Annotated in this window: 4 protein-coding genes; all 4 read left to right on the top strand. The window is 71.5% G+C overall.

Annotated features, from left to right (window positions below):
• Positions 1 to 22 precede the first annotated feature (22 nt).
• The 4 genes from Q7X29_RS26540 to Q7X29_RS26555 are packed head-to-tail and all read left to right on the top strand — an operon-like array spanning position 23 to position 15,838.
• On the top strand, positions 23 to 13,204 hold the full coding sequence (locus Q7X29_RS26540) for a non-ribosomal peptide synthetase (RefSeq protein WP_316575699.1): 13,182 nt from the start codon (positions 23 to 25) through the stop codon (positions 13,202 to 13,204).
• Positions 13,201 to 14,205 carry an ATP-binding cassette domain-containing protein gene (locus tag Q7X29_RS26545; RefSeq protein WP_316575700.1) on the top strand — a complete coding sequence of 335 codons (1,005 nt, stop codon included), beginning with the start codon at positions 13,201 to 13,203 and terminating at the stop codon, positions 14,203 to 14,205. The genes Q7X29_RS26540 and Q7X29_RS26545 overlap by 4 nt, the downstream gene beginning before the upstream one ends.
• Positions 14,202 to 15,020, top strand: a complete 819-nt coding sequence (locus Q7X29_RS26550; protein ID WP_316575701.1) for an ABC transporter permease — start codon at positions 14,202 to 14,204, stop codon at positions 15,018 to 15,020. The genes Q7X29_RS26545 and Q7X29_RS26550 overlap by 4 nt, the downstream gene beginning before the upstream one ends.
• Complete coding sequence (locus tag Q7X29_RS26555; protein WP_316575702.1) at positions 15,020 to 15,838, top strand: ABC transporter permease; 819 nt, start codon at positions 15,020 to 15,022, stop codon at positions 15,836 to 15,838. The genes Q7X29_RS26550 and Q7X29_RS26555 overlap by 1 nt, the downstream gene beginning before the upstream one ends.
• Positions 15,839 to 15,870: the final 32 nt, after the last annotated feature.

Consider the following 15,870-nt stretch of genomic DNA (forward strand, 5'->3'; position numbering starts at 1 on the left):
ACATGAGAACGCAGGTCCGCTCATGACCCAGCCTTCCGAGGGCGCCTTCCCGCTGTCCGCGGCCCAACGTGGTATCTGGTTCGCCCAGCACATCGCGGGCGACACCCCCATTTCCATCGCCCAATACGTCGAATTGAGTGGTCCGGTCGACCACGAACTGCTGCTGCGGGTCGTGCGCCGGACCGGCCGCGAGTTCGGCACCGGCTATCTGCGCCTGATCGACATCGACGGCCAACCCCACCAGTACGTCGACTTCTCCCTCGACGACGAGATGGCCGAGCTGGATCTACGCGCCGAGCCCGACCCCGTCGCGGCGGCGCACGCGTGGATGCGCGCCGAGTACACCGCTCCCCTGGACGTGATGCGCGACCGATTGGTCCGGTTGGCCATGCTCCGCGTCGCCGACGACCGCTGGTTCTGGTATTCGCGGATGCATCACATCGCGCTGGACGGCATGGGGGCGCTGGCCCTGGTGCAGCGCACCGGCGAGCTCTACAACGCCGCCGTCGAGGGCAGAGAGGCCCCGGCGTCCAAGGCCGAGCCGTTGCAGAAGATCGTGGCGGCCGACCTGGCCTACCGCACCTCCGACCGTTTCACCGCCGACCGGGAGTACTGGCGTGAGCACCTGGCGGGGATGGCCGATCCGGTGAATCTGGCCGGGCGCGACGCCGAGGTCGACGGCCACCCGAACCGGGTCTCGGGCGCGCTGCCCGCCGAGACCGCGGCGCTGCTGGATTCCGTTGCCGCCGCCGTGAACTCGGGTGTCGCGCCGACGGTGGTCGCCGCGTTCGGCGCCTACCTGGCCGCGATGACGGGGGCGCGAGAAGTGGTATTGAGCCTGCCGGTGTCGGCGCGCACCTCCGCGACGCTGCGCCGGTCCGGCGGCATGCTCGCCAATGTCGTCCCGCTGCGGGTCGGTCTGGACCCGACCACGACCATCGGCGCGGCGATCCTCGCCGTACAGAGCGAGCTGACCGGCGCGCTGCGCCGCCAGCGCTACCGCCAGGAGGACATCGTCCGCGACCTCGGCTGGGCGATGGACGAGGCCACCTCGTTCGGCCCGGCCGTGAATCTGATGATGGTCGACACCAGGATCGCGCTCGGCCCGGTCGTCGGGCGGTTGCACGTGCTCACCTCCGGCCTGATCGACGACCTGTTCGTCAACCTGTATCCGGGCGTCGGCGGCGAGAGCACCCACATCGACTTGCAGGGCAACGGCAATCTGTACAGCGAGGCCGACCTGGCGGCGCATCAAGCGCGCTTCCTGCGGTTCCTGCACCGATTCCTGGTCGCCGGACCCGAGGCGCCGCTGTCGGCGGTGCCGGTCCTGTCCCCCGCCGAGGAGGCCCTCGCGGTCCCCGCGCGCGGTCCGGCCGGGGTCGACATCCGCACGCTGCCCGAGATCCTCACGGCGGGCGCCGCACTCGACCCGGACGCGGTGGCGCTGCGCTGGGGCGCGCACGAGACACTGACCTACCGCGCCGTCGACGACTACACCAACCGGCTCGCCCGGGTGCTGATCGCCGCCGGCGCCGGCCCCGAACACGGTGTCGCCCTGTCCATCCCGCGCTCGGCCGAGTCGGTGCTGGCGACCATCGCGGTCGCCAAGACCGGCGCGCCGTTCGTCCCGATCGATCCCACCTATCCGGCCGACCGCATCGAGCACATGGTCGACGACAGCGGGGTGATCACGGGCCTGACCGTGGCGCAGGCGCGCAAATCGCTGCCGGACGGGGTCGACTGGCTCACCCTCGACGACGAGGCGACCCTCGCGCAGATCGCCGCCCAGGATGCCGGGCCGATCGCCGACGCCGACCGCCGCGCTCCGGTGCGGCCGGATCAGGTCGCCTACATCATCTACACCTCCGGCTCGACGGGTCTGCCCAAGGGCGTGCTCGTCTCGCACCGCGGCCTGGCCAACCTCGTAGCGAGTTCGGGAGCCGGGTTCGGTGTCGACGCGAGCTCCGTTGTCGCCCACGCCGTCTCGCCGAGTTTCGACATCTCCGTCGAGGAGATCCTGGTGACGCTGGCGGCGGGCGCGAGCCTGGCGGTGGTGCCGCCCTCGGCGTACGCGGGCGAGGACATGGCGCAGGTGCTGCGCGCGCACCGGGTCACCCATCTCAATGTCACCCCGGCCGTCGTGGGTTCGCTCGATCCCGCGACGCTGCCCGGGCTGCGCACGATCGTCGTCGGCGGCGACGCGTGCCCGCCGGAACTGGTGGCCAAGTGGGCCGGTCGCACCCTGCTCAACGGCTACGGCCCCACCGAGACCACCGTGACCACCACCCTCACCGACGCCTTGGTGCCCGATGCGCCGGTGACGATCGGCAGTCTCGTGCGCGGGGTGACCGGTCTGGTGCTGGATCCCTGGCTGCGCCCGGTCCCGGCGGGCACCGTCGGCGAGCTGTACCTCGCCGGCCCCGGCGTGGCCCGCGGCTATCACCGGCGCACCGGTCTGACGGCGAGCCGGTTCGTCGCGAATCCGCACGCACCCGGTGAGCGGATGTACCGCACCGGCGACCTGGTGCGGTGGCGCGACGACGACGGCCGGTTCGTCCTGGAATACCAGGGCCGCAGCGACTTCCAGGTGAAGGTGCGCGGCTTCCGGATCGAGCTCGGGGAGATCGATGCCGCCCTGCAGCGGCTGCCCGAGATCGATTTCGCGCTCACCCTCGGCGTCGAGACGGCCGCGGGCGCGACCGCGCTGGTGTCGTATGTGACGACCGAGCCCGGCGCCGACGTCCACCCCGAGGGCGTGAAAGCGGCGGTCGGCGAGAGCCTTCCGGCCTACATGGTGCCCGCGGTGGTCATGGTGCTCGACCGGGTTCCGCTGACGCCGCTGGGCAAGGTGGACCGCAAGGCGCTGCCCGCACCGGATTTCAGCGCGCGCACCGTCACCAGCCGCGCGCCGTCCACCCCGCGCGAGGAGACGCTCGCCGCGCTGTTCGCCGACGTGCTCGGCCTGGAGTCGGTCGGCGTCGACGACAGCTTCTTCGCCCTCGGTGGCGACAGCATCGTCTCCATCCAGCTGGTCTCGCGGGCGAAGGCCGCCGGGATCGCGTTCAGCGCCCGGGACGTGTTCGAACGCAAGACCGTCGCCGCGCTGGCGGCGGTCGCGGCCGACACCGAGGTCCACGTGGTGCACGAATTGCCCGGTGGCGGTGTCGGTCCGGTGCCGCTCACGCCGATCGTGCACGCGCTGGTCGAGCACGGTGACACCTGGGGCCGGTACGGGCAGGCCGTGCTGATCGGCCTGCCCGCGGGCATCGACCGTGCGGCGCTGGCGACCGCGATCCAGGTCCTGCTCGATCACCACGACCTGCTCCGCTCGTCGCTGCGCGAGACCCCGCGGGGCTGGGAATGGGTGGTCGCCGAACCCGGTTCGGTCGCCGCCGGCCCGCTGCTCGACGTCGTCTCGGCCGACACCGACGACGCCGTCGAGCGTGCCTTGCAGGACGCCGCGGATCAGCTCGACCCCACGGTCGGCGCCGTCGCCCGGTTCGTGCTGCTCGACCGTGCCGAGGCCGCGCCGCTGTGCTGGCTGGTCCTGCACCACCTCGTCACCGACGGCGTCTCGTGGCGAATCCTGCTGCCGGACTTCGCGACCGCCGCCTTCGGGGGCGCCCTCGACCCGGTCGGCACCTCCTTCCGCCGCTGGGCGCACGGACTGGCCGACGATGCCGACACCCGGCTCGGCGAACTGCCGATCTGGCAACACGTCCTGGCGACACCGGACCCCTCGTTCGCCGCCGACCGGACCGCCTTCGACCCCGTCGTCGACATCGTCGCCACCATGAAACAGCGGCTGAGCACGGTACCGCCGGAGCTCGCGCACACCGTCCTGACCACCCTGCCCGAGCAATTCCATTGCGGCGCCGACGATGTGCTGCTCGCGGCACTGACCATGGCCGTGTGCCGCTGGCGCGACCGCACCGGGGCCCTGCTGACCCTGGAGGGCCACGGCCGCGACGAATCCCTGCTGCCCGGCGCCGATGTCGCGCGCACGGTCGGCTGGTTCACCAGCGTGTACCCGGTCGCGGTCGACCTCGCCGACATCGACCTGAGCGACGCCTTCGCCGGCGGCCCGGCGGCGGGGTCCGCCCTCAAGGCCACCAAGGAGCAGTTGCGATCGCTGCCCGACCGCGGGGTCGGCTACGGCCTGCTGCGGTACCTGAACAGCGACACCGCCGCCGCGCTGGCCGATGCCCCCACGCCCCAGCTGAGCTTCAACTATCTCGGCCGCGCGGTCACCGGCGAGGATCCCTGGATGCCCCGGCGCTTCGCCGCGACCAACGACGAGCGGGCCCCGCTGGCCGCCGTCGTCGACATCAATGCCGTGCTGACCGACGCCGGCCTGGAAGTCACCTGGGCCTACGCGAGCAGGCTGCTCGACGAGCACGCGGTCGACGAGCTGGCCGACCTGTGGACCGCCGCGCTGCGCGCGCTCGCCGACCACGCGCGTTCCGGAGAGGCCGGTGGGCGCACGCCGTCGGATTTCCCGCTCGTCGCCCTCGACCAGCCGCAGATCGATCGCTGGGAACAGAGCTACCCGAATCTCGTCGACGTGTGGCCGCTCTCGCCGCTGCAGTACGGCCTGCTCTTCCACGCGCTCTACGACTCCGACACCGCCGACGGCTACACCGTGCAGTCGATGCTCACCCTGGCGGGCACCGTCGACACCACCCGGCTGCGGATCGCGGCCCAGGCGCTCGTCGACCGGCACGAGAACCTGCGGGTGGCGTTCGTGGAGACCGACGACGGTCCACGCCAGCTGGTCCTGGCCGACGCCGAGATCCGCTGGACCGACATCGATCTGACCGACCTCACCGACGACGCGGAGCGCACCCGCGAACTCGACCGGATCATCGCCCTGGACGCGCTGACCCGCTTCGACCTCACCCGTCCCCCGCTGATCCGCTTCACCCTGGTCACCACCGCGCCCGGCCGGTTCCGGCTGATCATGACCAACCATCACCTGGTGCTCGACGGCTGGTCGACGCCGCTGCTGGTCCGGGAACTGCTCGCGCTCTACGTCACCGCGGGCGACGCGTCGGTGCTGCCGCCCGCCCGCTCCTACCGCGACTTCCTGGCCTGGCTCGCCGCCCAGGACGCCGACGCCTCGCTCGCCGCCTGGCAGCAGTCCCTGGCCGGGATCGACACCCCGACGCGCGCGGTCCCCACCCTGGCCGGGATCGCCTCACCGGAGACCGCGATGGTCACCCGCGAGCTGTCCGCCGCCACGGTCGCCGAGCTCGAGGGCGCGGCCCGCGAGGCGGGCGCCACGGTGAACACTCTGGTCCAGACGAGCTGGGCGCTGCTGCTGGCCATGCTGACCGGCCGCACCGACGTGGTGTTCGGCAGCACGGTGTCGGGCAGGCCGCCGGAGCTGCCGGGCGTCGAGGAGATGGTCGGCCTGTTCATCAACACCGTCCCGGTGCGGGTGACGCTGGACCCCGCCGAGAAGGTCTCCGATCTGCTGGCCCGGGTGCAGGCCGAGCAGGCCCGGCTGATGGATCATCAGCACGTCGGGCTGGCCGCGATCCACCGTGCGGTCGGGCTGGCCGAATTGTTCGACACCCTCACCGTGTTCGAGTCCTATCCGATCGATCGCGAGGCGCTCTCGCAGGCGCTCGACATCGCGGGCATGCGGGTGCTCGACGTCGAGGGCACCGACGCGACACCGTATCCGCTCAATCTCATGGTGATCCCGCTGCGCGGCGAGGCGGGGGCGGGCGACGCGCTGCGGATCACGGTGAAGTTCATGGCCGATCAGCTCGACGCCACCGCCGCGCAGTCGCTGCTGGACCGGTTCGTCGGGCTGCTCGGCCGGCTCGCCGCGCAGCCGCACGACCTGGTCTCGCAGGTGCGCTACTGCGACGACACCGAACTGGCGCGGCTGGCGCCGGTCCGCGGGCTGCCCTCGGTGCCGATGCGGACGATGCCCGACATCCTGACCGCGGGCGCGAGCATCGATCCCGACGCGATCGCGGTCAGCGCGGGTGAGCTGCGAATGAGCTACCGCGACCTGGATTCCTGGTCGAACCGGTTCGCCCGGGTCCTGCTGGGCCGCGGCGTCGGCCCCGAGGTGTTCGTGGTGCTCGCCCTCACCCGGTCGCTGGAATCGGTGGTGGCCGTGTGGGCGCTGGCCAAGACCGGCGCGGCATTCGTCCCGCTGGACCCGAGCTATCCGGTGGAGCGCATCGAGCACATGCTCGCCGATTCGAAGGCGCCGATCGGCGTCACCGTCACCACGACCGGGGAGACGCTGCCCGGCACCATCGACTGGCTGCTGCTCGACGACCTGAACACGCTGCGCCGGGTGATGCTGGTCTCCGATGCGCCGATCACCGACGCCGAACGCGGCGGGCCCATCGACATCGACCACACCGCCTACCTGATCTACACCTCCGGTTCCACCGGCAAGCCGAAGGCGGTGCTGCTCAGCCATCGCGGCATCGCCAATCTCACCACCGCGCAACGGGAGACGCTGGCCCTCGACCCGTCGGCGAGCGCGCTGCAGGTCGCCTCGCCCAGCTTCGACGCCTCGGTCTTCGAGATGCTCACCGCGCATTCGGCGGGCGGGCGGCTCGTGATCTCGCCGCCGGAGGTCTACGGCGGCAGCGAACTCGAAGGGCTGCTGCGCGCCGAACGGGTCACCCACGCGGTGATCACCCCGTCGGCGCTGGCCACCATGGAACCGACCGAACTCACCGATCTGCGGGTGCTGTCGGTCGCCGGCGAGGCCGCCACCCCCGAGCTGATCGAGAAGTGGTCGGCCGGTCGCCGGTTGGTGAACTTGTACGGCCCCACCGAATTCAGCATCTGGGCCACCGGTCCCGCCGAGCTGGTGGCGGGCGAACCGATCACCATCGGCGGACCGATCCGGGGGTCGGCGGTGGTGGTGCTGGACACCTGGTTGCGGCCGGTGCCGGTCGGCATCGCGGGCGAGCTGTATCTGGCCGGGCCCGCGCTGGCCCGCGGCTATTTCAACCGGTTCGAGATGACCGCGAGCCGGTTCGTCGCCGATCCCTACGGCGAGCCCGGTGACCGCATGTATCGCACCGGCGACATGGTCCGCTGGGTCGTCGAGGACGGCGACCTCGCGCTAGAGTACCTGGGCCGCAGCGACTTCCAGGTGAAGATCCGCGGCCTGCGGATCGAGCTCGGCGAGATCGACGCGGTGCTCTCGCGCGACGAGGAGATCGACTACGCGGTGACCATCGGGCGCGCGGGCCCAGCGGGGGCGACCGTGCTGGTGTCCTATGTCCTGCCCACGCCCGGTGTCGCACTGGAGACCGAGCGGGTGCGCGCGGCCGTCGCGGCGGAGCTGCCCGGCTACATGGTGCCCGCCTATGTCGTCGTGCTCGACGAGATTCCCCTCACCCCCGTGGGCAAGCTGGATCGCAAAGCCTTGCCGGTGCCGGACTTCTCGGCGGCGCAGCGCCCCTACCTCGCGCCCCGGACCGACACCGAGGCCGCGGTGGCCGCGGTGTTCGCGGAGGTCATCGGGGCCGAGCAGGTCAGCGTCGACCAGTCGTTCTTCGAACTCGGCGGCAACTCGCTGAGCGCGACCAAGGTCGTCGCCCGGGTGAATTCGGCGCTCGGCTCGACCATCGCCCTGCGCGATCTGTTCGACGCGCCGACCGTGGCGCAGCTGGCGGCCCGGGTCGTGCCCGCCGCCGAGGGCGGGCCCGGCCGCCCGGCGCTGGCCGCGCGCGTGCGCCCCGACCGGATCCCGCTCTCGCCCGCCCAGCAGCGCATGTGGGTGCTCAACCAGCTCGATCCGAGCTCGGCCGCCTACAACATCGCCATCGCCCTGCGCCTGACCGGCGCTCTGGATGTCGAGGCCATGCGCCTGGCGCTGACCGACGTGATCGCGCGGCAGGAAAGCCTGCGCACCCGCTATCCGGCCGATACCGAAGGGCCACGTCAGGTCGTCGTCGGCCTCGACGCGGCCACGCCCGCCATGCCGGTCCTCGACACCGAAGACGGTGCGCCGCTGCGGGATCGGATCACCGAGCTGGCGGGCACCGGATTCGATCTCACCAGGCAGGCGCCGCTGCGGGTCGGGCTGTTCCGGCTCGTCGACGCCGGGTCCGACGGTCTCCCCGTGCATGTGGTCGTGCTGGTGGTGCACCACATCAGCGCCGACGGCGCGTCGATGGCGCCGCTGGCGGGCGACCTGGTGGCCGCCTACTCGGCGCGCGTGGCGGGCGAGGCGCCCACCCGGGCCCCGCTCACCGTGCAGTACGCCGACTTCGCGCTGTGGCACCGCGAACTCCTCGGCAGCGCGACCGACCCGGAATCGGTGGCCGCCCAGCAGATCCGGTACTGGACCGACGCCCTCGCCGGCGCACCGGACGCGCTGGAACTGCCCACCGACCGCCCGCGACCCGCGGTGCAGACGATGCGCAGCGACGACCTCGACTTCGCGATCGACGAGCAGCTGCACCGCACGCTCATCGACGTCGCGGCCGCGAGCAATGTCAGCGTGTTCATGCTCGTGCACGCCGCGCTCGCGGTCCTGCTGGCCCGGTTGAGCGGCACCGGTGACGTCGTCATCGGCACTCCCGTCGCCGGGCGCGGCGAGGCCGCCCTGGACGACCTCGTCGGCATGTTCGTCAACACGCTGGCCCTGCGCACGCCGATCGACCCCGGCGCGAGTTTCCGGCAGGTGCTGGCCGAGGTCCGCACCACCGATCTCGACGCGTTCGCCCATGCCGACGTGCCCTTCGAACAGCTCGTCCAGGCGCTCGACCCGACCCGCTCGACCGCGCACCACCCGATCTTCCAGGTGTCGCTGTCGCTGCAGAACTTCGTCGAGCCGGTGCTGGACCTGGCCGGACTGCGGTTCGAGGTCGAGGACTTCGACCGCGACGCCTCGGCCTTCGACCTCACCCTCGACCTGCGCGAACGATTCACCGACGCCGGCCCCGCCGGGCTCGACGGCGTGCTGACCTACGCGACCGACCTGTTCGACGCGGCCACGGTGGCCGCGTTCGTGACCCGCTGGCAGCGCGTCCTGTCGGCCGTCCTCGCCGACCTCGACCTGCGGGTCGCCGATATCGACCTGCTCGACGCGGGTGAACGCGCGGAACTGATTCCGGTCCGCGGCCCGGCCACGGCGGGCACGATCACCCTGCCCCGGCTGCTCGCCGACACCGCCGCGACCTACCCCGACCATCCGGCGCTGGTCGCCGGGACCACGACGACCTACCGTGCGCTCGACGCCCGCTCGAACCAGCTGGCCCGCCTGCTGATCGACGCGGGTGCGGGCACCGAAACCGTTGTCGCCCTGGGGCTGCCCCGCTGCGCCGAGCTGCACACGGGGATCTGGGCCGCCGCGAAGGCCGGTGCCGCGTTCCTGCCGGTCGACCCGAAGCATCCGGTGGACCGCATCGATCACATGCTCACCGACTCCGGCGCCCGGGTCGGTCTCACCCTGACCGCGTACCGGGCGAGCCTGCCCGACACCACCCGCTGGCTGGTCCTCGACGACCCCGACATCGTCGCCCGGCTGCGCGCCACCGCCGACACCCCGCTCACCGCCGACGACCTGCCCACGCCGATCCGGCTGGCGAATCCGGCCTGGATGATCTACACCTCCGGGTCGACCGGAACTCCCAAGGGCGTCACCGTCACCCATCGCGGCCTGGCCGACCTCGTGGCGGCGCAGCGGGCCGATCTCGGACTCGATGACCGGTCGCGGGTGCTGCAGGTCGCCTCGCCGAGTTTCGACGCGTCGATCTTCGAGGCGCTGATGGCGTTCGGCAGTGGTGGCGCCTGTGTGATCGCGCCGCCCGAGGTCTTCGGTGGCGCGCCGCTGGCCGAGCTGATCGCCGCCGAGGCGGTCACGCACATGGTGATCACGCCGTCGGCGCTGGCCACGATCGATCCCGCCGAGGTGTCGAGCGTGCGGGTACTCGCGGTGGCGGGCGAGGCGGTCGGCCCCGATCTGGTCGGGCGCTGGTGCGGCGGGGCCGCGGAGCGGCGGATGGTCAATCTGTACGGGCCGACCGAATACACCATCTGGGCAACGGGTTCCGCGCCGTTGTCCACGACGGAGCCGGTCACCATCGGCACCCCGATCCGGGGCGCGGCCGTGCTCGTCCTCGACGATCGGTTGCGGCCGGTACCGGTCGGCGTCGCCGGTGAGCTGTATCTGACCGGCACCGCCACCGCCCGGTGCTACCACGCCCGGCCCGGGCTGACCGCCGCGCGCTTCGTCGCCGATCCCTACGGCGCGCCCGGCGAGGTGCTCTATCGCACCGGCGATCTGGTGCGCTGGATCCGCCCGCCCGAGCTCGGGTTGACGCTGGAATATCTCGGCCGCACCGACTTCCAGGTGAAGGTGCGCGGTCAGCGCATCGAGCTCGGCGAGATCGACGCGGTGCTCGGCGGCATCGACGGCGTCGATCTCGCGGTGACACTGGGTGTGCCCGGTCCCACCGGCGCGACCGCGCTGGCGGCCTATCTGGTGCGGATGCCCGGCGCCGACCTCGATCTCGCGCGGGTGCGGGCCGTCGCCGCCGACAGTCTGCCCGCCTACATGGTGCCCGCGGCCTTCGTCGTCCTGGACGCCATCCCGGTCAACGCCGTCGGCAAACTCGATCGCAAGGCCCTGCCGGAACCGGTGTTCATCGCCGAGGAGGCGCCGTATCTGGCGCCGCGGACACCCACCGAACACGTCCTGGCCGAGGTGTACGCCGAGTTGCTCGGGCGCGACCAGGTCGGCGTCGACGATTCGTTCTTCGCCCTCGGCGGCGACAGCATCCTGGCGATCCAGCTGGTCACCCAGGCGAAACTGCGTGGGGTGCACTGCACACCGTTGCAGGTCTTCGAGCATCGCACCGTCGCGGCGCTGGCCGCCGCCGTCGACGCCGCCGGGACGGTCGAGGCGCTCGCGGAGCTGCCCGGCGGCGGGGTCGGCGACCTGCCGCTGACCCCGATCGTCCGGTACATGATCGAGCGCGGCGGCGATTTCGACCGCTTCGCCCAGACCGCGGTGCTGGAACTGCCCGTCGGCATCGAGCGCACGGACCTGGTGGCCACGCTCACCGCCGTCATCGACCGGCACGACATGCTGCGGGCCCGGCTGTGGTCCGACGAGGACGGCTGGCAGCTGCGGGTGGCGGAACCGGGCACGATCGAGGTGGACGCCCTGGTGCACCGCACCGAGATCGACGCCGCGGCCGAACCCACCGAACTGCGCGAGGACGTCCGCAGCGAACTCGACTCCGCGCTGAACCGGCTCGATCCGGCCGACGGCGTCGTGCTGCAGTTCGTCTGGCTCGATCCGGTCGGTGCCGCGGGCTCGCGCACCCGGCCCGGACGGCTGATCGTGGTGGCCCACCACCTCGCCATTGACAGTGTGTCGTGGCGAATCCTGGTGCAGGACTTGATCGGAGCCTGGGCCCAGGTGTCGGCGGGCGCCACCCCGGTGCTGGCCGAGACCGGGACCTCGATGCGGCGCTGGTCCTACGCGCTGACCGAAGCCGCGCACTCCGACCAGCGGCTGGCCGAACTCGGCTACTGGCGCGACCTCGTCGGCGGCCCCGACCCGCTGCTCGGCGGCAGGCACCTCGATCCCGCCATCGATCAGGCCCACACCGTGCGCCGGGTCGACATCGAGGTCGACGCGGACGTCACCACCGCCCTGCTCACCACGCTGCCCGGGCTGTTCCACGGCGGTGTCACCGACGCGCTGTTCGCCACGCTCGCCCTGGCGCTGGTGCGCTGGCGGGCCCGGCGCGGCGTGGACGAGAAGTCCGCGCTGCTGCGGCTCGAAGGCCATGGCAGGCAGGAGGAAGTCGTCCCCGGCGCCGACCTGTCCCGCACGATCGGCTGGTTCACCAACCTGTACCCGGTGCGGCTCGACCTGTCCGGCATCGACATCGACGACGCGTTCGCCGGCGGCCCGGCGATGGGCGCGGCCATCCGCGCGGTCAAACACGATCTGCTGTCGGTGCCGGACAAGGGCATCGGGTTCGGCCTGCTGCGCTACCTGAATCCCGAGACCGCGGCACAGCTGCCGGAGCGGCTGCCCGGCCAGATCTGCGTCAACTATCTCGGCAGGCACACCGCCGCCGAGATCCCGGCCGGGCTGGAAGGTCTCGGCTGGCTGCCCACCGACGAATTCGGCGACCTGGATGTCGGCGAACACGCCACGGTCCCGGTGATGGCGGCGATCGACATCAACGCGTTGGTGCTCGGCGACCGCCTGCGCGCCGACTTCGGTTATCCGGCAGAACTACTCGACCGCGATGACGTCGCCGAGCTGGCCCGGCTGTGGACCCGGGCCCTGGGCGCGGCGGCGCGCTTCGCCGACTCCCCGGCGGCCGAACGCGCCTCCGCCGAGGAAGCCGCCGCCATGGTCGCCGCGGCGGCCGAACCCACGGGCGCCGGCTCGAGCGGTCTCGGACTCGACGTGCTGCTGCCGATCCGGCTCGGCGGCGACAAACCCGCCCTGTTCTGTGTCCATTCCTCCTCCGGAATGTCGTGGAGCTACCTGGGATTCGCCGAGCGACTGCGGCCGGGCAGACCGATCTACGGCCTCCAGGCGCCCGACCTCAGCGGCCGCGAGCCCTCGGCCCGGTCCATCGAGGAGTTCGCGCGGCGGTATGTGCGCGAGATCCGCGCGGTCCAGCCGCAGGGCCCGTATCACCTGCTCGGCTGGTCCTTCGGCGGACTGATCGCCCATGCCATGGCGGTGCAGTTGGCCGAGGCGGGCGAGCGGGTCGGCGTGGTGGCGATGCTGGACACCGACACCGCCGATATCGACGGCGACAGCATCGAGCGCCTGTCGCCCGGCGCGTTCATCAACACCTTCGGCGCGATCTTCGGCATCGACAACGTCCCCGCCGAAGCCACCGCGCAGGAGGCGGCCGAGCTGATCGCCGCCGAACTCGGCGGGGTCGAACTCGTCGACGCGGCCACGATCGAACGGATGGCGGGCTCCTACAACGCCTCCGCCGGGACCAGAACCGGCTACCAGCGCCCGGTCTACCACGGTGACGTCCTGTATTTCACCGCCGCGGTCGACCCCGGCGAATGGATGGGTCCCGACGGCTGGCGCCCCTACGTGACCGGCGCGATCGTCGCCCACGACGTCGAGACAACGCACGACGAGCTGACCAATCCCCTCGCACTGTCGGTGATCTCGCCGGTGCTGGATGACCACATGGAAGCAGGAGACCGGACATGAGCGTCGCACCGAGCCCCACCCTCACCTCCACCGGCGGCGTGGTCGTCGAAGGGATCGAGAAGTCCTTCGGCGACGTCCACGCCCTGCGCGGCGTCGACTTCGTGGCCGCGCCCGGCGAGGTACTCGGCATCCTCGGGCCCAACGGCGCGGGCAAGACCACGATGGTGAACGTCTTGTCCACGCTCATCACCCCCGATCGGGGCCGGGCCGTGGTCGCCGGGCACGATGTCGTCACCGACCCCGCGGCGGTCCGCAAATCCATCATGCTGACCGGCCAGTACGCCGCGCTCGACGACATGCTCAGCGGCTACGAGAACCTCGTCCTGTTCGGCAGGTTGATGGGCCTGCGTAAACCGGCGGCCCGGGCCAGGGCCAAGGAACTGATCGCCGAATTCGATCTGGAGCGGGCCGCGAACCGGCGGGTCGGCACGTACTCCGGCGGCATGCGGCGGCGCATCGACATCGCCTGCGGGCTGGTGGTCCGGCCCGATGTGGTCTTCCTCGACGAGCCGACCACCGGCCTGGATCCCCGCAGCCGTCAAGGTGTCTGGGACCTGGTGCGCAGCTTCAAGAACGCGGGCATCACCACCCTGCTCACCACCCAGTACCTGGAGGAAGCCGACGCGCTCAGCGACCAGATCATCGTCATCGACCACGGCGTTGTGATCGCCTCCGGCACCGCCGACGAGCTGAAACACCGCACCGGCGGCAGCTACTGCGAGGTGGTGCCGCTCGATCTGGAGGAGATGCCCGCCATCGTCGCCGCGCTCGGCTCGCTGCTGCCCGCCGAGAATCTGGCGGCGCTGACACCGGAATCCGACCGGATCACCATCCCGGCCCCCGACGGCGCCAAGACCCTCGCCGAAGCACTGCGCCGCCTCGACGACGCGTCGGTCGAACTCGTCGACATCGCGCTGCGCCGTCCCTCGCTCGACGACGTGTTCCTCCAGCTCACCGGCCATCTGCCGACAACCGAGACGGCACCGGAGGTCGTGTCGTGACCGCCACCACCTGGCATACCCACGTCCGCGCCGCCCCGGACACCGTGCAGCAGTGGTGGGTGCTGACCACCCGGCTGATCGTGCCCTCGGTCAAGACCGGCGAGGTGCTGTCCTCGATAGTCGCGCCCGCCGCGTTCACGGCCAGCTTCTACATCCCGCTCAAGACCGTGATGATGTTCTCCGGCAACGGTTTCAGCAGCTACGCCCAGTACATGATGCCGCTGGTGATCCTGCAGGCCGCCGCCTTCACCGCCATCTCGGCGGCGTTCCGCTCGGCCACCGATTCCGTGGCCGGGCTCAACCGCCGGTTCGGCGCGATGCCGCTGCGCCCGCTGGTGCCGGTGGCGGCGCGGATGTCGGCCAACATCTTCCGGCTGCTGATCTCCTTGGCCGCGGCGATCGTGTCCGGGTACGTGATCGGTTTCCGGTTCCGGCTCGACGCCGCGCACACCCTCGGGTTCTTGGCGTTCTCGTTGCTCATCGGGATCGCGTTCACCCTCGGTGCCGATGTCATCGGCACCGTGTCCAAGAGTCCGGAGGCCACCACGCAGGCCTTGGTGTTGCCGCCGTTGATCTTCGGCATGCTCTCGACCGGTCTCGCGCCGGCGAGCCAGTTCCCGAGCTGGATCCAATGGTTCGTCCGAAATCAGCCGGTTTCCCAGTTCGCCATCGTGTTGCGGGCGCTGGCCGGTGACACCGCCGGGAACGCGGGCACGATCAGCTGGTCGCTGGTGACCCCGTCGCTGCTGTGGCTCGCGGCGATCCTGCTGATCAGCCTCCCCGTGGCCATCCGGCTGAGTTCGAGGAGGGCGTGATGACACTGCTTGCCGCTCGTACCGAGCAGACCACCACGGGTTCGGAGACCACGCCGGGCGCGCTGGTCCGGCACACCCTCATCCAGACCCAGCGCCTGCTGCTGCGCTGGGCCCGCAATCCGGTCACCCTGCTGGAGACCCTGCTCATCCCGTGCCTGCTGCTGATCATGCTCGACATCGTCGTCGGCGGGCAGATCCAGAAGTTCACCGGCGACGACGCCCTCTACGGCTCGGTCCCGATGGTCGCCATCGTCGGCGCGCTCTCCGGCGCCGTGGCCAGCGGGGTCCTGCTCGGGCGCGAACGCGACGCCGGTCTGCTGGCCCGGTTCTGGGTGCTGCCGGTGCACCGGGCCTCCGGGATCGCCTCGCGCGTGCTCGCCGAGGGCTGCCGGATCGTGCTCGGCACCATCGCCGTGGTGCTCGTCGGCGCGCTGCTGGGCTTCCGGTTTCATCAGGGTCCGCTGGCGGCGCTCGTGTTCCTGGCGGTGCCGGTGCTCTTCGGACTCGCCTTCGCCACCATCGTCACCGCGATCGCCGTCTTCACCGCGAAAGCCTCACTGGTCGAAGGCGTCACCATCCTCACCTCGCTGATGATGTTCTTCAGCACCGGCTTCGTCCCGCTGATCGCCTTCCCGACGTGGATCCAGCCGATCGTGCGCAATCAGCCGATGTCGGTCGCCGTGGACGCCATGCGCGGTCTCGCCGACGAGGGGCCGATCGCGCGGCCGCTGACCCTGACCCTGGTGTGGTGTCTGGGCGCGATCGTGCTGTTCGCGGTCCCCGCCGCGATCGGGTTCCGGCGCGCCAGCCGACGCTGAGTGGCCCCGCGAACCCGCGGCGCCGGGCCGCC

This window comes from Nocardia canadensis, assembly GCF_032656385.1.
Classification (GTDB): domain Bacteria; phylum Actinomycetota; class Actinomycetes; order Mycobacteriales; family Mycobacteriaceae; genus Nocardia; species Nocardia canadensis.

Excerpts from the sequence above, each read along its gene's own strand:
- Q7X29_RS26540 (WP_316575699.1), top strand. The coding sequence starts at position 23 with ATGACCCAGCCTTCCGAGGGCGCCTTCCCGCTGTCCGCGGCCCAACGT.
- Q7X29_RS26545 (WP_316575700.1), top strand. The coding sequence starts at position 13,201 with ATGAGCGTCGCACCGAGCCCCACCCTCACCTCCACCGGCGGCGTGGTC.
- Q7X29_RS26555 (WP_316575702.1), top strand. The coding sequence starts at position 15,020 with ATGACACTGCTTGCCGCTCGTACCGAGCAGACCACCACGGGTTCGGAG.